This window comes from Silvimonas sp. JCM 19000 (assembly GCF_054652575.1).
Map to the genome: position 1 here is coordinate 23088 of NZ_BAAIHC010000005.1, position 19311 is coordinate 42398.

Below are 19311 nucleotides of genomic sequence, written 5' to 3' on the forward strand. Positions count from 1 at the left end.
CGGGACTGATTCTGGAATCAATATGAATGAAGCTGTGATGGCCTTAGGGCCGTATGCCTCCAAGCGCATCTCCGAAGCGGCCAAGCGCGATGCGTCTATCGTCAATCTGAGCATCGGCGAACCGTTTTTCGGTCCGCCGGAGCCGCTGTTGCAGCAGATCGAAACCGAGGATTTAAGCCTCGCTACTTTTCTGCAGTGCGCCAAATCCTATGAGACGACGCAGGGATCGCTCGCCTTGCGTCGGGCGATATCGCGTTGGTATTTGCGCCGCTATGGCCTGGTGGTGAATCCCGACACCGAAATCCTGGTGACGCATGGTGGGGTGGAAGCGCTCACGCTGGCGCTGCTGGCGTGCACAGCGCCGGGCGACCGCGTGGCGCTGACCGATCCGTCTTATATGTTGTATCAGCGTGCCTTGCTCACGCTGGGCCGGCAGCCGGATGTGTTCCTGCGTCCGCCTGCGTACGACGAATATGCTGCCTTGCTCGGGCAGAACGACGCTTTTGTGCAAGGGCTGCGCAATGCAGCGGCGCTGATCATCAATTCACCCGAGAATCCAACGGGTTATGTGCTCTCCGAAAATGATTGGCGCCAGGTGATGGCACACGCGGATGAGGGCAAAACCTGGGTGATCCATGACGAGGTGTACGACAGCATGACGTTCGGGCGTGCGCATTTTTCGGCGCGACGCTTTGACCGCAGCGGCAAACGTCACATCCTGCTCAACAGCATGTCGAAAAAATTCGGTGTACCCGGCTTACGCATCGGCTGGATGGTGGCGTGCCCGGAAGTGATCGAAGCGGCGGGCAAAGTGCATGACTACCTGGTGCTGGCGGTGAACGCGCAATACGAACGCATCGCGACGCGGATACTCGATTACCCGCAAATTGACGCCTGGTTAAGCCAGCAAACCGAGCTGATTGCAAAGCGCTCGCAGGCGGTGCAAAGCACGCTGACCGCAGCGCGCGGATTTGCATGGACCCGCAAGCCCATGGGCGGCATGTTTGCCTTTCCCCAGGTGGCCGCGCTGGCCAACAGTTTGCCCGCCAGCGCGCGCGCGGCCAGCGCCGGAGAAGATGTGGCCACGTTTCTGTTGCAGCAAGCCCGGGTGGCGACCGTGCCTGGCGCGGTGTATGGGCAGCAAGGGCAGGACCACCTGCGCATGGTGCTATCGGCGCCGCCTGCGGCGTTTGATGCGGCGCTGCAGCGCCTGAGCGCTTTACCCACGCTACAGTTGGCGGCGAGGACGTCATATGCCTAGCCCCAGCAAATCCTGGTTGATGCCGGGCGCCTATATGGACGGCGCCAACAATGTAACCGGGCTTAATGTCTTGCTCGGCGTGGCTGCGCTTTATCTGGCCCTGCATCAACAAACCCGGTTTGCGCTGGGCATGGTTTATATCACTGCCATTCTGGACCACCTGGATGGTTATCTGGCGCGACGCTATTTCTTTAAAGATCAAACCCGGCGCGCATTTGGCAAACAGCTGGATACGCTGGCGGATCTGGTCAATTTCAATATCGTGCCTGCCTTGTGCCTGACGCTGTTGCTGGATGGCTATGGCGCCTGGCTGGTCGCATCGGCGCTGGTGTTATGTGGCTGCGTGCGGCTGGCGCATTTCAATATCACATCCGATGGCGCTGGCCATTGCAGTACCGGCTTGCCGACCACCAATGCAGGTTTTCTGATTGCCAATTTGTTAATGCTGTTTGTTGCTGGCCATTGTCCGGCAGGGCTAGTGCTGGCGCTCTCCGCCCTGATTGCGCTGGCGCAAATCGTGATGTTGCAGATCAGGCTGCCCGCCACGGCCATGAGCGTGGCGCTGTTTTCATTTGTTTTCTTTTCCAATCTGGCGTTTTGCAGCCTTTATAAATAACGCCGACACTAAAAAGAGCACCTTATGGCACATGTGGTTTTTCTTGATAGCACGGCAATCGGGCTGAATGCGTTTCGCTCGGCCAAAAAAATGGGGCATCGCGTGACACTGGTCAAGCCGACCCGCTCCACCAGCTTTATTGATCTGATGGCCAAAGATCCGGCACGTCTGGCGCCCCATCTCGCGTTTACCGATCACTATCTGTTGGTGGATGACCTGGAAAAGCACAACGTCAGCCAGCTATTACGCCGCCTGGCCGAGGTGGACCCGATCGACGCAATTATCAGTACCGCCGAAACCGGCATTGTGCCGGCGTCGATTGCAGCGGAAGAATTCGGCACGCTTTATCCCTCGGCTGAGGCGTTGCGCGCCGCGGTTTTCAAAAACGAATTGCGCGCCACCCTGGCCGCTCACGGCATCCGCTCGCCAGAATTTGAAGTCCTGACCGAAGCAGATTTATTGCAGGGCCCGCGCAAAATCAAATTGCCGTTTGTGGTCAAGCCGGTGCGCGGCTTTGCCAAACAGTTTTCCGCCATTTGCCGAACCCAGGCCGACTTTGAGCAATATGTATTGGCATTGCAGCAGAGCCGTGAGAAATCGGACGCCATCGATCAGATCATCAGTCACGAATATATTGTTGAAGAATACGTAAGCGGCATGCTGCATTCCGCGGAAACCATCGTGCGCGACGGCCGGGTGATGTGTTACGCCACCACCTCGCGCTATCGGGCCCATTATTACGATTTGCTCGAGCTGGCCGCCGTGATGCCATCCGGCTTGGCCGACGCAAAAAAAGCGGAAATTAACCAGTATTTGCAGACGGTATTTTCTGCATTGGGCATACAGATCGGCCTCTACCACGTTGAGCTGCTGATGACCGAGACGGGGCCGGTATTGGTGGAAATAAATGCGCGCATGATGGGCAGCGTCTCGCCGGTCATGTATCAGATGCTGACGGGTCAGGATGCCTATGAGCACCTGGTCCGCCTGCATCTGGGCGAGCCGGTGGAAGTGAATGATGCGGGCTTTGCCGCCGCTGGCATTACGCTTGCCGTTGCGGCGCGCCATGGCGGGCGCATTGCGGCCACGTTTGAACAAGGGCAGTTGCAGGCACTGCTTGATCAATACGGCATTACGTTTAATACGCTGGCCATCGAGGCGGGCAAGCAGATCGACAAATACGAAGGCAATCTCAGCATCATGGGGCACGTGATCTGCACTGCCGAAACGCCGGAAGCAGTGGCACACAAGGCCCACCGCTTTTTGTGCGAGCTGGATCCGCTGATCGGGCTGGAGACGGCCAAGTACTTTGCCTGAACGCGCACAAGGCCCCGCGCCACACACCGTGGCCGGGGCCTTGCGCAGCGGCCGCGCGGGCTGGCTTAGCCAGTGGCCAGCGCCACGCCCGCCGACGCGCCTTGTCGCACATTAATGACCGGGATATGCGGCGTCAGTGGCGTCTGGCGCAGCAAGGCGCCGCCATATTGGCCACCAAACACCATCGGCCCGAGGCAAACAAAAAACCGTTGCCCTGCCGCGTGGGCAGCGCTGGCGTAGCTCCATAAGGTGGGTATTTTTTCTTGCAGTACATACGGGCTGCCCGAGACCAGCGCAGCGTGCAGGATCTGCAGCCAGGCCAGATCGGTCACATTGGCGCCGATGGTCACGGCTGCACCGCCGTAGTCGGCCGCAGGTTTCAGCACCCACGCGTCCCGCTGGGCCAGGGCACGCTGCATGCTTGCCTCGTGCAGGCGGAAGGTGGCGGGGACCAGACGCGCCAGCAGCGCGCGCTCGGCGGGCGAGTAATAGTCTGCAAACTGGCTGGCGCTCAGTAGCTCAAGGTTGGCTTTGTTATCGAACAGCATATTTGCCGGCGGCGCGATCATGGCCACCTGCTGCTTTGCGTCTGCTTCCGCCAGGCGATACAGAAAATCGGGTGCGACGTGCAAGGCACGCATTTCGGCATAGGTAAACATGCCGTAGACGATATCGACCTGGCGATCGCCATAAAAAACACCGTCCTCGCGAAACGTCAGGTCTTGCGCCAGCCCGTTGGCATAGGCAAAACCGTGCTCGCGCAAGGATTTGACCAGGTAAGCATGACCCAGCAACGGCGACTGCAAGTCCTGCGGGTCGACCATGGCTTCAAAAAACAGCGGCGCGGCTTTGTTGGCCACGGCGGTGGGCAGGAGCGCCCGGATCGCCGCCAGCCAGGTTTGCAGCATCGGTGCCGCCCGGCACTGGACGTTTTGTGCGGTCAAATGCTGGTGATACTGATCCGCGAGAAACCCCGCCGCAATTCCGTCGCAAAAACCGATACCGCCCAGCGCGGAGCCGACGTTGATCTCAACCGCGCTAAAGCCCGCTTCGGTCAGCAAAAAGTCCGGCCGTGCAAACGCGCGGGCGGCATTCAATAACTTAGGGCTACAGAAATGCTGGATAAAACGGGCTTCGGCGGCGGGAATGCCCTGAAACGCCAGCATGGCAGCGATATCCCCGCCAAAAATACGTTCGGGCAAAGACATCAGTATGCGCACCAGTTCGGTCGAAGCCTGCGCCAGTGCGCTGATGGTCGACCGGGTAAACAAAGGCGGCGGAAAAACGATGTTCTGCAGTGGCTCGCCCGCACGCGCCTGCGCCGCTTTAAAAGCGGCCACGGCTTCGGCTGCAGTCAGGCGCTGCTGACTAAGGTAGTGCTGCCACTGCGCGTTGGCGGGTTCATCTAGAAATTGCATATCCGGATATCCTTCAGACCTCGGTGCAGGCAGGCGTCAGTCATTCAGGCGGGCCGAATCCAGGCCAGTCAGGCCCAGTGATTGCCGGGTCCTGGCATCGATGTCTATCCAGAAGGCCACCACCGGTTTGTCGTCTATCAAACGTGGCGCGGCAATGCGTTGCACGCTGACGCCCATGCGCTTGAGCAAGCGTTCATTGCCCACTGCAGAGAATGCAATCAGCTTTTCTGCGCCGTGCTCGAGCGCGGTGCGCACAATGCCGGACATCAAGCGACAGGTGTTTGCCCAGGCTTCTGGCGCGGACAGCGCCATGCCTGCGGGCGGGCTGATGGCAAAGCGCGACAGCTCCCAGATTCGGGGGTCACAGGGCAGGGGCATTTCGCCCACCAGTTCGGGAAACACTTCTTTCAACAGATAAGAAGTATGCGTGGGCAGCAGGCGCCCACAGCCACAGACGTCGCCGGAGGGGCCGTGGGCCACCACGTAGACGGTGTCGCTGCGATCAAAGTCGTCGCGCTCCAGGCCATTTTCAACCGGTAATGGCCAGCCCATCTTTTCAAAAAATATCCGGTATCGATACTGCGCCAGATTTAACTCTGCCTGCGGGCCTATGGTTTTTTTGGTGCCAGTTACAAGTTGTAACATCGGGAGTTTCAATGGAAGTTGAAGTGTCCCAATTAGAGTTCGCAAAATGGTGCGATAAAAAGCTGCCATTTTGGGCAGGTAAAAAAGCAACATCAAAACGTGGATTAAATGCCCATGGTTGAATCGACCAGGATTCTGGTTTTATTCTGCCAGTCTTGTGTTTTAAGCCAGAGATCAAGCATGGCCTCGGTGCGTTGTTGCCCCAGATCGTAACCCGCGCAATCGCAGAGCATCAGATTGGTCGAAAAACCACACGGGGCCAGGCTGTAGGTGCCGTACTCGCAGGAAAACCACGCCCAGCCTATGGATAAGGGTTGCGGGCTTTGGTAGCTGATCCATTCCGAGTAACCGGCAAGCACGGCGGGCAGGCCCTGATGTTGCAACTCGCCAGATAGACAGGCATCTTGCCAGGCCAGGTAGGGCTGAAAGCAAAAATTTGCAAGGTCCGCATAGCCGATACGTACCAGGCCGTCCGGGATTAGCAATTTCATATATTTTCTCGCGATTGAATCAGGATCAAAGTCAGGATTCTGGTCGTGACCAGGTTCTTATCGTAGTCAATGCCACGCTAATAATGTAACTGTCCATTGGGGCAATAAAATTAAATGGTGACCTGGAGAGAGCATTATCTGAATGTTGTTGCCGAGGCAACGACGGCCGAAGACGTTTTTAGAATCGCGGGCAAACTCGTAAGCCAATTGGGTTTTGAATATAGCTCCTACGGTGTGCGCCTCCCATTGCCTGTCAGCAATCAACGCTTTGTGCTGTATTCGAATTATCCGGCGGCATGGGAAACCGCATACGTCAGTCGGAATTACTTTCAGGTTGACCCCACCGTGCAGCATGGGCTAACCCGCACCGAGCCGCTGGTGTGGGCCAGCAGTCGCCTCAAACTTAAAAACGAATTCTGGGAAGAAGCGGAGCAACATCAGCTGTCACAAGGCTGGTGCATGCCCGTGCGCGGCCTGCGCGGCGATGTGGGCATGATGTCGTTTGTGCGCTCGGGTGAGCAGATCGAGCAAAGCGAGCTGGACGCCAAAGAAGTGCGGATGTCCTATCTGACCCATGCGGTACAGGGCTCGATCAACTCGCTGCTGATGGCACGCTACGTGCCGGAAAGCCGGCAAGAACTGACGGTGCGGGAAAGAGAAGTCATGCGGTGGACCGCTGCGGGCAAAACCTATTCCGAGATCGGCATGATCCTGGCCATCGACGAGCGCACGGTCAAATTCCATATCAAGAACTCGATGACCAAACTCAACGCGGTCAACAAGACGGATGCGGCGGTCAAAATGGTCAAGCTGGGCTTGCTGGGATAAAGCGGCAGCCGGGTGCCAGAAAAAAGCCCGATGGTTTGCGCCATCGGGCTTTGCTTATTCAAAAATAAACGCATTACACCTTGCTAAACACCATACGCGAGCCGTTGGCGTCCACCTTGATCGTATCCTTGGCGGCAAACTCGCCTGCCAGCAATTGCTTGGCCAAGGGGTTTTCGATTTCGCTCTGGATGGCGCGTTTCAGCGGACGGGCGCCATACACCGGATCGAAGCCCGCGTCGGCCACCACTTCGAGCGCGGCGTCGCTCACTTCCAGCCCGATTTCCATTTGCGCCAGCCGTTGTTGCAGGCGGCCCAGCTGGAAGCGCGCGATATTGCGGATCTGCGATTGGTCCAGCGCGTGGAACACCACCACTTCGTCAATCCGGTTAATAAACTCGGGCCGGAAATGCGTTTTAACTTCGGCCAGCACCGCCAGTTTCACCACCTGATAATCATCCGATGCCATGGCCTGGATTTGCTGCGAGCCCAGGTTGGACGTCATCACGATCACCGTATTCTTGAAATCGACTGTGCGGCCCTGGCCATCGGTAAGGCGGCCGTCGTCCAGCACTTGCAGCAGCACGTTAAACACGTCCGGATGTGCTTTTTCGACTTCATCCAGCAGGATGACGCTGTACGGTTTGCGGCGGATGGCCTCGGTCAGATAACCGCCTTCTTCGTAGCCGACATAGCCCGGCGGTGCGCCAATCAGGCGGCTGACCGAGTGCTTTTCCATAAATTCGCTCATGTCGATGCGGATCAGGTGCTCATCCGAATCAAACAAAAACTCCGCCAGCGCCTTGGTCAGTTCGGTCTTGCCGACGCCAGTGGGGCCGAGGAACAAGAACGAACCATACGGCTTGTTAGGATCAGCCAGGCCCGAGCGCGAACGGCGGATGGCATCGGAGACCAGGCGCACGGCCTCATCCTGGCCCACCACGCGTTTATGCAGCGCGTCTTCCATGCGCAGCAATTTGTCGCGCTCGCCTTGCATCATCTTGCTCACCGGAATACCTGTAGCGCGGCTGACCACTTCGGCGATTTCTTCCGCGCCCACTTGCGTGCGCAGCAATTTGTTTGGCGTGTTGGCGCTGCCCTCGGCCGCTTCGGCGGCGTGCAGACGTGCTTCCAGCTCCGGCAACTTGCCGTATTGCAGCTCGGAGGCCTTGTCCCATTCGCCGGCTCGGCGCGCGGTGTCCATCGCCAATTTAACCTGCTCGATTTCTTCCTTGATCGACTGGCTGCCCAATACGGCGGCTTTCTCGGCCTTCCAGATTTCTTCAAGGTCGGAATACTCTTTTTCCAGCTCGCCAATCTCGGTTTCGATCAGACCCAGCCGGCGTTGGCTGGCCTCATCCTTCTCGCGTTTGACGGCTTCGCGTTCAATCTTGAGCTGGATAATGCGGCGGTCCAGCTTGTCCATTACCTCCGGCTTGCTGTCGATTTCGATCTTGATGCGCGACGCGGCTTCGTCAATCAAATCAATGGCTTTATCGGGCAAGAAACGGTCGGTGATATAGCGATGGCTTAGTTCGGCCGCTGCCACGATGGCCGGATCGGTGATCTCGACGCCATGGTGTATCTCATACTTTTCTTGCAAGCCGCGCAGGATGGCGATGGTGTCTTCCACGCTGGGCTCTTCCACCAGCACTTTCTGGAAGCGCCGTTCCAGTGCGGCATCTTTTTCGATGTTCTGGCGATATTCATCCAGCGTGGTGGCGCCGATGCAATGCAGTTCGCCGCGCGCGAGGGCAGGCTTGAGCATATTGCCGGCGTCCATGGCGCCTTCCGCTTTACCCGCACCCACCAGCGTGTGGATTTCATCGATAAAGATGATGGTGCTGCCTTCGTCCTTGGCCAGTTCGCTCAGCACGGCCTTCAGGCGTTCTTCAAACTCGCCGCGATATTTGGCGCCAGCCAGCAAGGACGCCAGATCGAGCACCAGCACGCGTTTGTGCTTGAGCGAATCCGGCACTTCGCCGTTGATAATGCGTTGCGCCAGGCCTTCGACAATGGCGGTTTTGCCCACGCCAGGTTCGCCGATCAGCACCGGGTTGTTTTTGGTGCGGCGTTGCAATACCTGGATGGCGCGGCGGATTTCATCGTCCCGGCCGATCACCGGGTCGAGCTTGCCTTGGCGCGCACGTTCGGTCAGATCGGTGGTGTATTTAGTCAGTGCTTCACGCTTCTGGTCGGCATCGGCGCTATCCACGCCCGCACCGCCGCGCACGGCTTCAATCGCGGCTTCGATGGCGGCCTTGTTGCCACCGTGCTGCTTGAACAAGCGCGCGGTGTCGCCTTTGTCATCGGCCAGCGCCAAGATAAACAGATCGCTGGAGATGAATTGATCGCCACGTTTGGTCGCGGCTTTGTCGGTCAGATTAAGCAGGTTGGCCAGATCACGCGATACGGTGATCTCGCCGCCGTTGCCTTCCACCTTGGGCAAACGTTCGATCGACTGCGTGAGCGCCTGCTTCAGCGGCTGGGCATTGACGCCAGTGCGAGCGAGCAGGGCGGGGATGCCGGAATCGGCATCGTTAAGCAAAGCCAGCAGCAAATGTTGCGGCTCGATATAGGCATTGTCATTGCCCAGCGCCAGGCTTTGGGCGTCGGCAAAGGCTTGTTGAAATTTGGTTGTGAGTTTGTCAAAGCGCATGATTGGCCCTCTGGTAAGTCGTGCAATTGACCAAAAGATGGGCACCACCGGACGCTTTTCAAGCGAGCAGTCAGAAAAGACCGCGCTGCGGTCAGGGTCAGGCTCTGCGCTATGCGCGCGGCAGCCTGGGGTGGGCATGGCCCGCGCGGGCCGTGGCCGGGCTGGGGGTTATGGTGCGTGGCCCACCACGCGGTTGCGGCCGTTGTGTTTGGCCTGGTACAGCGCTGCGTCGGCGCGGGCCAGCGCGGCGGAGAGCGCTTCCGGCGCGGCATAAGTGGTCACGCCAAAGCTGGCGGTCACCGCCAGGGCTTCGGGCCATTGCGCGGCGCCTATATGTAAACGCAGTTTTTCTGCTAGCCGTGTCGCCGCTTCAAACGGCGTATTGGTACAGATCAGCATGAATTCCTCGCCGCCCCAGCGCACCAGATAATCGCTATGGCGAATCTGGCTGCCCAGTTCACGTACCAGTTGCTTCAGCACCGCATCGCCCACGCCGTGGCCGCGTTCGTCGTTGATGCGTTTGAAGTGGTCCAGATCAATAAACAGGATGGAGAAGGTATCGACGCCTTTGCGCGCTTTTTTCATTTCGCGCACCAGTTCGTCGCGTATGCCGGCGCGATTGCGCGCGCCTGTGAGCGGATCGCGGCGCGCGGCTTCTTCGATGCGCAGGTTCTGGATTTCGAGCGAGATATTCATCGCTTCCAGTTCTTGTTGGCGCGCGCGGCTGGCGGCCAGGTTCTGCCGGACCCGATGCAGGCCGAGTAACAGATAGATCAGCGCGGCACCCGCCCACACCGCCACAATCAGCAAGAGCAAGGCTTCGCGGCTGATCCATTTGCCGCGGAAAGCCAATGCCTTGATGTCGATGGTATGCAGGCCCGGCTCGCGCAGGCCGGGCGTGGCAATCTGCAACATCACCACATTGGATAAATCCACCGCTGCGTAGTCGGCCGCGACCTGGTTATCAGCCAGCCATGCTGAGTTCACATTCATATTGCGCAAGGGAATGCTGATGTGATCGGGCTCGGCGGCAGGGTCGGGGGTGATGTCGAGTTCGTTCAGCTTCCAGCTGTTTTCGTTATCGGCACGCGATTGCGCCAGATCAAAGTTGCGCAGGAACAAACGCAGGCGATGGCTGCCCGGGCCGTGATAACTAGCTTCGAGATAAACCGAGTCATAGGCCGACAGATCAACGCCATGCGCCAGACTGTCAGTGCGGATATCCAGCTGGCAATACGGGCTGGCGGCTTTGCTGCCCACGCTGCATTCAAGGCGACCGCCGTGTGCAGCGCCAAAAAATTGCGCGATGGAGTCGCCCTCGGGGCGGTCGTCCGTGACGCTGTACCGATATCCAGTTTGCGGGCTGATGTCCAGACGGCGGTTCATGCCCCAGTGTTGCCAGCCCAGCAACACCAGCGTGAGCAAGATCAGTCCCGCCATCACATAACGCAGTTTGCCTACGTCGTGAGCCATGCTTTGCCTGAGCGCGATAAATGATTGTTATGAGGCGGCACGACGTGGCGTGCAGCTATGCCAGCATCATAAAGGTCGCGCGCAATTTGAGCATGTGCGGCGTGCTGGTTGGCGTATACACGCCGAAACTCGGCAGACAAATGCGGCCTGCTTACAACAACTCAGGTCGCATGCTGCGCGCGATACCACGCCAGCTTGTCGGCCAGGCTCACCACGTTGCCGATGATGATCAGCGCTGGCGGCTTGATTTGCGCCTCGATAATTTGTTGCGGCAAGCTCGCCAACGTGCCGATCAGCACGCGTTGTTGCGGCAGCGTGGCCTGCTGCACGACGGCGGCAGGGGTGTCGGCGGCGCGACCGTGGCTGATCAGCTGCGCGCACAGCCGCGGCGCCTGCGCTACGCCCATATACACCACTACGGTTTCGTTGGGATTGGTCAAACGCGGCCAGTCCAGCTCGATTTCGCCTTCGCGGCGATGGCCGGTCACCAGCGTGACCGATTGCGCATGATCACGATGCGTCAAGGGGATACCGGCGTAACACGAAGCCCCGGCCGCCGAGGTAATGCCCGGTACCACCTCAAACGGCACGCCGTGCTGCGCCAGTTCTTCGATTTCTTCACCGCCGCGACCAAAAATAAACGGATCGCCCCCCTTCAGCCGCACTACGGTCTTGCCTTGCTGCGCCAGCGTGACCAGCAGGGCGTTGATGTCCTGTTGCGGCAGTGCGTGGTTGCTGGCCTTTTTGCCCACGTAAATGCGCTCGGCATCGCGCCGCACCAGCTCGACGATGGCGGGCGAGACCAGATTGTCATACAGCACCACATCGGCCTGTTGCATCAAACGCAGTGCGCGAAAGGTGAGCAGATCCGGATTGCCGGGGCCGGCGCCGACCAGATAAACCGCGCCGCGATTGAGTTCGCCCTCGTCGGCGCTGGCCAGTTGCGTCTGCAATTGCGCCAGCGCGGCTTCGACATCACCCGCCAGCGCCTGCTCGGCGGCCGGGCCTTCCAGCGCACTTTGCCAAAAGCGCCGCCGCGCACGTTCGTTGTCGCCAAAGCGGGCTTTGACCGCGTCACGCAAATCACCGGCCAGGCGCGCCAGCGTGCCATAGCCTTGCGGTAACAGCGCTTCGAGGCGGGTGCGGATCAAGCGCGCCAGCACCGGGGCGCGGCCGCCGGTGGAAATGGCAATCTGCAAGGGCGAGCGGTCGATCAACGCCGGCACGATAAACCGGCACAGCGCCGGATTGTCGACCACATTGACCAGAATGCCGCGCGCTTCGCAGTCGGTGAACACCTGCTCGTTGACCGGGGTGTCATCGGTGGCGGCAATGACTACCCGCTGTCCAATCACATCGGCTGTTTGATAATCCCGCGCCAACCATGTCACTTGCCCATCGGCTGCCCATTGCGCCAGTTCGGCCACCAGGGTGGGGGCCACCACCTGCACAGTGGCGCCCGCGCTCAATAGCAGACGACATTTGCGCAAAGCCACTTCACCGCCGCCGACGACCAGCGCGTGTTGTTTTTGCAGATTGAGAAACAGCGGAAAGGTATCCATAACGAGCGGTAATGATCCAGATCAAAGTATGACGATGGGATGTCGGTCAGGGTGCGTGCGCGGCCATTTTAAACCATCCCGGCCACCGCACCGGCCCACACTCAAAAAGGATTATCAAAATGAATCGTCGCTTACTGCCCTTGCTGCTGCTGGCTGGCCTGGTCGCCACCCCCGCTGTGGCAGCGGACCCGGAGGCGCTGGCGCAAGCCAAAAACTGCCTGGCCTGTCATGCCGTTGACCACAAGGTGGTCGGCCCGGCCTATAAAGATGTTGCGGCTCGATACAAAGGTCGCAAAGACGCATTGGCCTATCTGGCGGGCCGGGTACGTAATGGCAGCCAGGGCGATTGGGGCCCGGTGCCGATGCCGGCAAACCCGGTGACCGAGGATGAAGCCAGGCAACTGGTCACCTGGGTGCTGAGCCGCAAATAAAGCGCAGCGCCCCGGCAAGAGTGAGGAGGCGTTGATGTATACCCTGTACGGCACAACCGGTTCTGGCGCGGCGGTGGTCGCTGCAGCGCTTGAAATCATCGGCGTGGAATATCGCAATGTTGACGCCGCCTCGTGGGATGCGGGTCCGGGCCGTGACGAACTGGCCCGACTGAATCCGCTGGTACAGATACCCACACTGGTCTTGCCGGATGGCACCGTGATGTCCGAAAGCGCCGCCATCCTGATCGAACTTGGATTACGCCACCCCGACAGCCAGTTGCTGCCGCAAGCCGCCGCCGCGCGGGCGCGCACCCTGCGCGGCCTGGTGTATATGGCCGCGAATAACTACGCCGCCACCGGCATCAATGATTATCCCGAACGCTGGTGCGATAACGCCACGGCAGACGATATCGCCCGCATCCGCAAAGGCACGCAAGCGCGCGCCGGATTTTTATGGGATGCCTTTGCCGATATGTTCTATCAGCCCACGCCGGACGCGCCGTGGCTGGGCGGCGCCCAACTGAATGCGCTCGATATCATGGCGGCCATCCTGTCGAAGTGGACCGGTGCGCGTAAACATCTGGCGCAAAGTCGGCCGGATTTTCTGGCGCTGCTGCTCAAGATCGAACAGACCGGGGTGATGGCGGAAATCCAGACCCGCTACTGGCCACCGGAAGGCCCACCCGATCTGGCCTGAGGCCCGCAACGCCTGCAGAAACGCCTTATATCGATGGGCCGATTGCATCGGTACTGCAGCACGGTTGTAACGCGCCGTATCGTCAAACTGTCATGAAACTGTTGCTCAATGACTGCGCCATTAAAAAACGCATCTGGAGCGACTCGATGACCTACCCGCACTTGCGCCGCCTGGCGCTGTTGTCTGCCTGCCTGTCCGCCGCCTTGCTTGCCGCCTGCGGCGAAGGCAACGATTCCGCCACGCTGCCCACGCTGGACGGGCAAAAGCCCATGGTCATAGGCCATCGCGGTTTGCCTGGCCTGCGCCCGGAAGAAACCCAACCGTCGTACGAACTGGCGGCCGATGATGGCGCCGACGCGCTGGAAGAAGATCTGCACCTGAGCAAAGACTGTGTGCTGGTGGCACGCCACAATCCGTGGCTGAGCGACAACACCAATATCGCCGCGGTCGCTGCCACCAACGCGGATTTTGCGGCGCGCAAACGCACGGTGCCTGGCCGCCTGGTCAATGTGAGCTGGCCGACCACGCCAACCAGTGGGCCCGCGCAATATCTGGTGGATCTGACCGACCCGAATGACCCGAAATCTGTGCTCAAGTCACTGATTGTGGATGGCGAAGACCACACCAATGACTGGTCGATTACCGACTTTACCGCGGCCGAACTCAAGCTGATTGGTGGCACCACTTACGATGCCGCCAGCGAGCGCCCCAGCCAGTACAACGGCCTGTATCCGGTACTGACTTTTCAGGAAATCATCAACATCGCCAAGGCCAAAAGCGCGCAATACGGCCGCCCGATTGCGGTTTATCCCGAGACCAAAAACCCGACCTGGAATAATGAGCAAGCCATCGCCAATGGCTGCGGCGTGGCGGGTAGCCATCCGCTGGAAGACGCGCTGATCAAGATCCTGAACGACAACAATCTCAACAGCAAAACTGCTGCGGTCTTTGTGCAAAGCTTTGAACCCGGCAGCCTCAAATACATGCGCAGCCACGGCTTGAACACGCGGGTGGTGCAGCTGATTGATGCGTGGGACGTCAACCTGAAAGACGGCAGCGTGGTGTACAACGAGATCACCGATAGCCGCCCCTACGACTGGACGATTGCAGGCGATCCGCGCTGGTTTGATGCCATGCTCACCCCGGCAGGTCTGGCCGAGATCAAGACCTACGCCGACGGCATCGGTCCGTGGAAGCCAATGATCGTGCCGTTGAAGATTACGCCGTGGCCAGGCGACAGCAACGCCGACGGCACGCCCTTTACCGGCTCAACCACGCAAGCCAGCGCGCAACCGGCCACCTCGCTGATCAAGGATGCGCACGCGGCGGGCTTGTTTGTGCATGTGTTTACCTTCCGCAATGAAGCGAAATATCTGGCTGGCTCGTATCAGGGCAGTCCGGATGCGGAATATCAGAAGTTCTTTCAACTGGGGGTGGATGGCGTGTTTACTGACTTCACCAATACCGCCGTGGCCTCACGCGATAGCTATCTGAAGACCATGCGCCAGTAAGCGCGGGTATGGGTCGTGACCCACTTTTTAAAGCGGCGGCGCAGAACAGCATGGCGACGATGTTCTGCCTGGCGGCTTGGGGTGGTGGGTCGTGGCCCAGCCTATGGAATGGGGTGTTCGGCCAGGGGCTGGTTGGCGATCAGATCCCATGTCCGCACGGTGAGCCGGCCGTGGCTGATCCGCACCTCGCCTGCGGAAATCGGCAACGAAAACCGGCGCGGCCCGGCGCTGCCGGGATTAACGAACAGCACGCCGCCCGCGTCACGAATCAGCGGCTTGTGCGAGTGCCCAGTGACCACCACGCGGATGTCCGCGGGTAGTGGGCGCGGCACGTCGGCGCTGTCGTGCACGGCCAGAAAGCTGACGCCGCCCAGTTCGACCGTTGCTTGCGGGGCGATCGTATCCGCCCACGCCGCCATATCGTTATTGCCGCGCACCACGGTCAGCGGCGCCAGGGTGCGCAGGGTGTCCAGAATCTGGGCGCTGCCGATATCGCCCGCGTGGATCAAATGGTCACACCCGGCCAGCCACGCCAGCGCTTCGGCCCGCAGCAAGTTGTGAGTGTCAGAGATCAAACCAATCCGCATGCTTGTGTCCGTGTTCTAGCTATCGCCTTCCGCAGCAAAGCCGTAGTTGTTTTTGCCGGCGCGTTTGACCGCATACATGGCGGCATCTGCCGCATCGATCAATGCGCCAGGATTGGCCGGTTGGTGCGGCATACGCATGGCAATGCCGATGCTGGTCGACAGGTGCAGTACTTCGCCATGCAACAGAAACGGCGCGCGCATCACGCCGACAATCTTGCTGGCCACCTGGGCGGCATCATGCTCGTCGTGCAGGTCTTCCAGCAAGACGGTGAACTCATCGCCGGCCAGCCGCGCCACGGTGTCATTGGCGCGCACGGCTTCGCGCAGGCGGCGGGCAAATTCGCGCAGCACTTCGTCGCCAGCGTCGTGGCCAAAGCGGTCGTTGACGCCTTTAAAGCCATCCAGATCCAGAAAAAACAGCGCCACCGGGCTGGGATGACGGCTTTGCCGCACGCAGGCTTCTTCGATGCGCCGCAGGATGGCGCGGCGGTTGGGCAGGCCGGTAAGCGGGTCTTCCAGCGCCTCGCGCTGCAGGCGTTCTTCCAGCCGTTTGCGGTCACTGATGTCGATGATCATCATGTACACGCCGCGCGTATTGCCCTGGTGGTCGTCATCCGGAATCACTGTCAGGCGCAGCGTGCGTTCACCGTGCAGGATGGGCACAGTGGATTCAAACGCCAGTTTCAGCCCCTGCAGCCCTTTATCCAGCAAGGGCCGGGCGCGCGCCCATAGTTCGGGGCCGATGGCCTGGTCTAGCGGGCGACCATTTACTTCGGCGGGCGATTTGCCAAACCAGTCTTTCCAGATGGCGTTGACGTAGCCGACGCGGTAATCCGCGTCGATATAGCCGATCAGCACGGGCAGATTGTCGGCAATGGTCTGCAGCTCTTCGCGGCTTTCGCGCAGGGCGTTTTCAGCATGCTTGCGCGCCGAGATGTCGTGCATGAACAGGTTGAACAAAATGTCGCCGCCATCGGCGATGGGGTTGACCGTCATTTCGACTGCGATGCGGCTGCCGTCTTTGCGCAAGACTTCGGTTTCGCGCCGCGCGGACCGGCTGCTGCGGCCCTCGCGAATAAATTCATCGCGCGCGCTGGCGGCGGCCAGACGGTCTTCCGGAATCAGCAAGATATCTTGATAGCGTTTGCCTCTGACTTCGTCCGCGCTCCAGCCAGTGAGCTCGGTTGCCGCGTGGTTCCACGCCAGAATGCGGCCATCCTGCGCGGTGCCGATAAAGGCTTCGAGTGCGGTCTCCAGCGTATCGGCCAGGCGTTTTTGCCGCCGCACCACTTCATCCTGCACTTGCTTGAGGACGTCGCTGTGCTGCACCGTCTTGCGCAATTCCAGTTCGCGCAGATTGATCGATTGCTGCAGCAAGCGCGCCAGATCAGTCAGCGCGTCCAGGCTGGCGGCATCCGGAATATGCGGTTCGGTATCGAATACGCATAGCGTGCCGATGGCGTAACGCTCCAGCGTATAGAGCGGTACCCCGGCGTAGAAGCGGATGGAAGGCGGGCCGAGCACCAGCGGGTTATCAGAAAAGCGCGGATCGAGCAGGGCGTCGGTCACCACCAGCGGCTGGTCTTGCACGATGGCGTGGCCGCAAAACGAAATGGCACGTTCCGACCCGGTCAGATCGCAATCATGCCGCGCTTTGAAAATCTGCCGGTCGGCATCAACCAGCGTGACCAGCGCATGCGGTGTCTGCATCAAACGCGCCGCCAGCCGCGTGGCGCGGTCCAGCGTGGCGTCCGGGCCAGCATCAAGCATGGCCAGCGCACGCAGCGCCTGCACGCGGGCGGCATCATTGGCGGGAATCGGGGCGGGGATCATGCGAAAGACAAAACGCCAGGGCAAATAGAGCAGGGCACGGAGATCTCCAGCGGCGGCGGGTGCGCCGGTTGCTTGTGCCTTAGTTATATCCGTTGCGAGGCGGAACGGCCAGGAGACAACGCTGTGTTGCGACTACGCCGTGTCGCAGCGCGGAACGCATAGGTTGGGTCAATACCCACCCCCAAGGCCATTGATCAAGCCCGCCATGGTTGCGTTCTTGTTCGTGGCTTTGAATGGTGGGTCTAGACCCACCGTATGCGTTGCGGCGCTTAAATGCCGTCGACAAAACGGTCGAGCGCCTGGCCGAGGGCCAGGATGTCGGTTTCCGGCATCAGGATGATCAGATGGCAGCGGAAGTCGCGTTCTTCCAGCACAAAGTAAACCTCGACCAGCAGCGCCACGCGGGCCTGTATGTGTTCGGGTTTGAGCAAGCGATAAGCCGGGGTCTGATCGGCGATCAGCGTGGGGGCGGAGAAGGCGCTGAGCATGCCCAGCAAATTGGCAATGCCGCCCACGCAGGCGCCGACCAGGATATTGCCGATATCCAGCAGGATTTCGCCCTTGTTTTCTTTGGTGCCGGCGTCATAGCCCATCACCTCGTGTAGCCCGGCCATGCTTTGTTCCGGATACACCACAATGGCTTCGCCACGGAATTCGGTAGTAAACGCCTGGCGTATGGCGGAGACATCGGCGTCGCCCACCAGGCGCACGATTTCCTGCGACAGATTGCAGGCCGCCACCGAAGAAATTCGCGGGATCGACAGTTTGACAAACTCATCCAGCACTTGCGCAATCGAGGCGCCGGCCTGGCCCATGCCGATATTGACGAGTTCTTGCAGCGCCTCGCGCTGGTCTTCGCTAAGCAAGTCGGTGCTCATAATTGAATTCCGTATTCTTTGAGCACACGCTCGATCTTGCCGGCGTCGACCGGCTTCTGGATGAATGCGATGGCGCCCAGGTCGCGTACGCGAATCTGGGCTTGTTCCTGGATGTCGGCCGAGACCACGATGATCAGACCGTTCAGATCTTCATCGCGGTGTGCTTGCAGTACGGCATAGCCGTCGAGCACAGGCATGGTCAAGTCGAGAAACATTACGTCGATATCGCCCTGACGGCAGGCGGCCAGCGCCTGTTGGCCGTCCGCGGCCTGGCTGATGCTGATGTCCCAATGCGGGGGCAAAGCCTTGATCAGCATCTTGCGGGCAATCGATGAATCATCCGCCACGAGAATTGAAAGTGGCATACAGCTTCCCTTTTTTTCGTTGCGCCATGCTTGGCTGTTTATGGTTCTGCTTCAACCGGGAGCGCTCCTGGTAGCGGCAGACAGGCGTTTGTTTCAGCCTTGTGGGCATGGCCTGAGCATGGCGAAAAGCGCTTGTTCTGGTTTGTTGTGGCAGCGTTTTTATAGCAAGGCATGCCTTGCTGTCCATGACTGACTGGTAAGTGTAGCTTGCGCGTGTCAGCATCCCACCCGGCGGTGGCGACCGACGGACGTTTGCGCCGGATGTGCGGAAACCGGCCACTTTGACTAATCTGCTGTGAGACGCCACGGCAAAGTTCGAGGCGCAATTCCTGATGACCCAGACTACGGCGAAAGTCCTGATCGTCGATGACGACGAGTTCAGTCGCAAATTATTGAATATACTGATCAGCGCCGAGCAGTACGCCACCTTCGAGTGTTCAAGCGCCGAGGCGGCGTTGGCATTGATGCCTGCCATGCAGCCCGACCTGATCCTGGTTGATCTGATGATGCCAGGCATGGACGGCTTCGAGCTGACCGCCCGGATCCGCCAGATTGCGGTATTACAAAACACCCCGGTAGTGATCATGTCGGCGCTCGACGATATCGCGGTGCAGCAGCGGATTGATAGCTGCGGCGCCGATGCATTTATCCATAAACCGATTAATCGCTGGGAACTGCTGGACACCGTCAACCGCTTTTTACGGCCTTTGCCGTTGGCAGAAGAGGTGGGCGGCTAAACCCG

General features: G+C 59.7%; 18 protein-coding genes. 8 read left to right on the top strand and 10 right to left on the bottom strand.

Features of this window, described 5'->3' with window-relative positions; all coding sequences use genetic code 11:
• The first annotated feature begins 22 nt into the window (after window positions 1-22).
• From ACYQ1A_RS06425 to ACYQ1A_RS06435, 3 genes are read left to right on the top strand one after another with little or no spacing between them, the layout of a single operon-like run.
• Window positions 23-1261, top strand: coding sequence for a pyridoxal phosphate-dependent aminotransferase (locus ACYQ1A_RS06425; RefSeq protein WP_499361119.1), 1239 nt, complete (start codon window positions 23-25; stop codon window positions 1259-1261).
• Entirely contained in the window at window positions 1254-1877 is a 624-nt protein-coding gene (locus tag ACYQ1A_RS06430) for a CDP-alcohol phosphatidyltransferase family protein (protein WP_499361120.1), read from the top strand. Before ACYQ1A_RS06425 ends, ACYQ1A_RS06430 begins: the two co-directional genes overlap by 8 nt.
• Before the next feature lie 24 nt (window positions 1878-1901).
• Window positions 1902-3194 carry an ATP-grasp domain-containing protein gene (locus tag ACYQ1A_RS06435; RefSeq protein ID WP_499361122.1) on the top strand — a complete coding sequence of 431 codons (1293 nt, stop codon included), beginning with the start codon at window positions 1902-1904 and terminating at the stop codon, window positions 3192-3194.
• Between the two features lie 65 nt (window positions 3195-3259).
• Here the strand turns inward: ACYQ1A_RS06435 and ACYQ1A_RS06440 are convergent, their stop codons facing one another.
• Genes ACYQ1A_RS06440 through ACYQ1A_RS06450 form a run of 3 tightly spaced genes read right to left on the bottom strand, consistent with a single transcriptional unit; the run spans window position 3260 to window position 5748 of the window.
• Complete coding sequence (locus tag ACYQ1A_RS06440; protein WP_499361123.1) at window positions 3260-4612, bottom strand: hypothetical protein; 1353 nt, start codon at window positions 4610-4612, stop codon at window positions 3260-3262.
• 36 nt (window positions 4613-4648) lie between these two features.
• Window positions 4649-5350, bottom strand: a complete 702-nt coding sequence (locus ACYQ1A_RS06445) for an acyl-homoserine-lactone synthase (RefSeq protein ID WP_499361124.1) — start codon at window positions 5348-5350, stop codon at window positions 4649-4651.
• 11 nt (window positions 5351-5361) lie between these two features.
• Window positions 5362-5748 carry a DUF4902 domain-containing protein gene (locus ACYQ1A_RS06450; protein WP_499361126.1) on the bottom strand — a complete coding sequence of 129 codons (387 nt, stop codon included), beginning with the start codon at window positions 5746-5748 and terminating at the stop codon, window positions 5362-5364.
• A gap of 114 nt (window positions 5749-5862) precedes the next feature.
• Here ACYQ1A_RS06450 and ACYQ1A_RS06455 point away from each other — a divergent pair, with 114 nt between their 5' ends.
• Entirely contained in the window at window positions 5863-6576 is a 714-nt protein-coding gene (locus ACYQ1A_RS06455; protein ID WP_499361128.1) for an autoinducer binding domain-containing protein, read from the top strand.
• A 73-nt stretch (window positions 6577-6649) separates the two neighbouring features.
• Here ACYQ1A_RS06455 and clpB read toward each other — a convergent pair whose 3' ends face one another.
• From clpB to cysG, 3 genes are all read right to left on the bottom strand, one after another.
• A complete protein-coding gene (clpB, locus tag ACYQ1A_RS06460; protein ID WP_499361129.1) occupies window positions 6650-9232 on the bottom strand; it encodes an ATP-dependent chaperone ClpB in 2583 nt (860 codons plus the stop codon).
• Between the two features lie 168 nt (window positions 9233-9400).
• A complete protein-coding gene (locus ACYQ1A_RS06465; protein ID WP_499361131.1) occupies window positions 9401-10705 on the bottom strand; it encodes a GGDEF domain-containing protein in 1305 nt (434 codons plus the stop codon).
• 161 nt (window positions 10706-10866) lie between these two features.
• Window positions 10867-12267, bottom strand: coding sequence for a siroheme synthase CysG (gene cysG / locus ACYQ1A_RS06470; protein ID WP_499361132.1), 1401 nt, complete (start codon window positions 12265-12267; stop codon window positions 10867-10869).
• A gap of 119 nt (window positions 12268-12386) precedes the next feature.
• Between cysG and ACYQ1A_RS06475 the strand changes: the two genes are divergently transcribed.
• From ACYQ1A_RS06475 to ACYQ1A_RS06485, 3 genes are all read left to right on the top strand, one after another.
• A complete protein-coding gene (locus ACYQ1A_RS06475; RefSeq protein ID WP_499361133.1) occupies window positions 12387-12698 on the top strand; it encodes a c-type cytochrome in 312 nt (103 codons plus the stop codon).
• 34 nt (window positions 12699-12732) lie between these two features.
• A complete protein-coding gene (locus tag ACYQ1A_RS06480; protein ID WP_499361135.1) occupies window positions 12733-13395 on the top strand; it encodes a glutathione S-transferase family protein in 663 nt (220 codons plus the stop codon).
• A 146-nt stretch (window positions 13396-13541) separates the two neighbouring features.
• Window positions 13542-14906, top strand: a complete 1365-nt coding sequence (locus ACYQ1A_RS06485; RefSeq protein WP_499361137.1) for a glycerophosphodiester phosphodiesterase family protein — start codon at window positions 13542-13544, stop codon at window positions 14904-14906.
• Window positions 14907-15007: 101 nt separating this feature from the next.
• Here ACYQ1A_RS06485 and ACYQ1A_RS06490 read toward each other — a convergent pair whose 3' ends face one another.
• The 4 genes from ACYQ1A_RS06490 to ACYQ1A_RS06505 all read right to left on the bottom strand — a co-directional run bounded on the left by ACYQ1A_RS06490 (window position 15008) and on the right by ACYQ1A_RS06505 (window position 18569).
• Complete coding sequence (locus tag ACYQ1A_RS06490) at window positions 15008-15493, bottom strand: metallophosphoesterase family protein (protein ID WP_062224959.1); 486 nt, start codon at window positions 15491-15493, stop codon at window positions 15008-15010.
• 15 nt (window positions 15494-15508) lie between these two features.
• A complete protein-coding gene (locus ACYQ1A_RS06495) occupies window positions 15509-17326 on the bottom strand; it encodes a sensor domain-containing diguanylate cyclase (protein ID WP_499361138.1) in 1818 nt (605 codons plus the stop codon).
• Window positions 17327-17595: 269 nt separating this feature from the next.
• On the bottom strand, window positions 17596-18204 hold the full coding sequence (locus ACYQ1A_RS06500; RefSeq protein ID WP_499361140.1) for a chemotaxis protein CheC: 609 nt from the start codon (window positions 18202-18204) through the stop codon (window positions 17596-17598).
• Entirely contained in the window at window positions 18201-18569 is a 369-nt protein-coding gene (locus ACYQ1A_RS06505; RefSeq protein WP_499361141.1) for a response regulator, read from the bottom strand. The genes ACYQ1A_RS06500 and ACYQ1A_RS06505 overlap by 4 nt, the downstream gene beginning before the upstream one ends.
• A 332-nt stretch (window positions 18570-18901) precedes the next feature.
• Between ACYQ1A_RS06505 and ACYQ1A_RS06510 the strand changes: the two genes are divergently transcribed.
• Complete coding sequence (locus ACYQ1A_RS06510) at window positions 18902-19306, top strand: response regulator (RefSeq protein ID WP_499361142.1); 405 nt, start codon at window positions 18902-18904, stop codon at window positions 19304-19306.
• The last annotated feature ends 5 nt before the right edge of the window (window positions 19307-19311 follow it).

What these genes read in the sequence shown, in the direction of transcription:
- ACYQ1A_RS06455 (WP_499361128.1), top strand. Translation starts at nt 5,863, where the DNA reads ATGGTGACCTGGAGAGAGCATTATCTGAATGTTGTTGCCGAGGCAACG.
- ACYQ1A_RS06430 (WP_499361120.1), top strand. Translation starts at nt 1,254, where the DNA reads ATGCCTAGCCCCAGCAAATCCTGGTTGATGCCGGGCGCCTATATGGAC.
- cysG (WP_499361132.1), bottom strand. Translation starts at nt 12,267, where the DNA reads ATGGATACCTTTCCGCTGTTTCTCAATCTGCAAAAACAACACGCGCTG.
- ACYQ1A_RS06500 (WP_499361140.1), bottom strand. Translation starts at nt 18,204, where the DNA reads ATGAGCACCGACTTGCTTAGCGAAGACCAGCGCGAGGCGCTGCAAGAA.
- ACYQ1A_RS06475 (WP_499361133.1), top strand. Translation starts at nt 12,387, where the DNA reads ATGAATCGTCGCTTACTGCCCTTGCTGCTGCTGGCTGGCCTGGTCGCC.
- ACYQ1A_RS06505 (WP_499361141.1), bottom strand. Translation starts at nt 18,569, where the DNA reads ATGCCACTTTCAATTCTCGTGGCGGATGATTCATCGATTGCCCGCAAG.
- ACYQ1A_RS06480 (WP_499361135.1), top strand. Translation starts at nt 12,733, where the DNA reads ATGTATACCCTGTACGGCACAACCGGTTCTGGCGCGGCGGTGGTCGCT.
- clpB (WP_499361129.1), bottom strand. Translation starts at nt 9,232, where the DNA reads ATGCGCTTTGACAAACTCACAACCAAATTTCAACAAGCCTTTGCCGAC.
- ACYQ1A_RS06445 (WP_499361124.1), bottom strand. Translation starts at nt 5,350, where the DNA reads ATGTTGCTTTTTTACCTGCCCAAAATGGCAGCTTTTTATCGCACCATT.
- ACYQ1A_RS06435 (WP_499361122.1), top strand. Translation starts at nt 1,902, where the DNA reads ATGGCACATGTGGTTTTTCTTGATAGCACGGCAATCGGGCTGAATGCG.
- ACYQ1A_RS06485 (WP_499361137.1), top strand. Translation starts at nt 13,542, where the DNA reads ATGACCTACCCGCACTTGCGCCGCCTGGCGCTGTTGTCTGCCTGCCTG.
- ACYQ1A_RS06490 (WP_062224959.1), bottom strand. Translation starts at nt 15,493, where the DNA reads ATGCGGATTGGTTTGATCTCTGACACTCACAACTTGCTGCGGGCCGAA.
- ACYQ1A_RS06465 (WP_499361131.1), bottom strand. Translation starts at nt 10,705, where the DNA reads ATGGCTCACGACGTAGGCAAACTGCGTTATGTGATGGCGGGACTGATC.
- ACYQ1A_RS06510 (WP_499361142.1), top strand. Translation starts at nt 18,902, where the DNA reads ATGACCCAGACTACGGCGAAAGTCCTGATCGTCGATGACGACGAGTTC.
- ACYQ1A_RS06495 (WP_499361138.1), bottom strand. Translation starts at nt 17,326, where the DNA reads ATGATCCCCGCCCCGATTCCCGCCAATGATGCCGCCCGCGTGCAGGCG.
- ACYQ1A_RS06425 (WP_499361119.1), top strand. Translation starts at nt 23, where the DNA reads ATGAATGAAGCTGTGATGGCCTTAGGGCCGTATGCCTCCAAGCGCATC.
- ACYQ1A_RS06450 (WP_499361126.1), bottom strand. Translation starts at nt 5,748, where the DNA reads ATGAAATTGCTAATCCCGGACGGCCTGGTACGTATCGGCTATGCGGAC.
- ACYQ1A_RS06440 (WP_499361123.1), bottom strand. Translation starts at nt 4,612, where the DNA reads ATGCAATTTCTAGATGAACCCGCCAACGCGCAGTGGCAGCACTACCTT.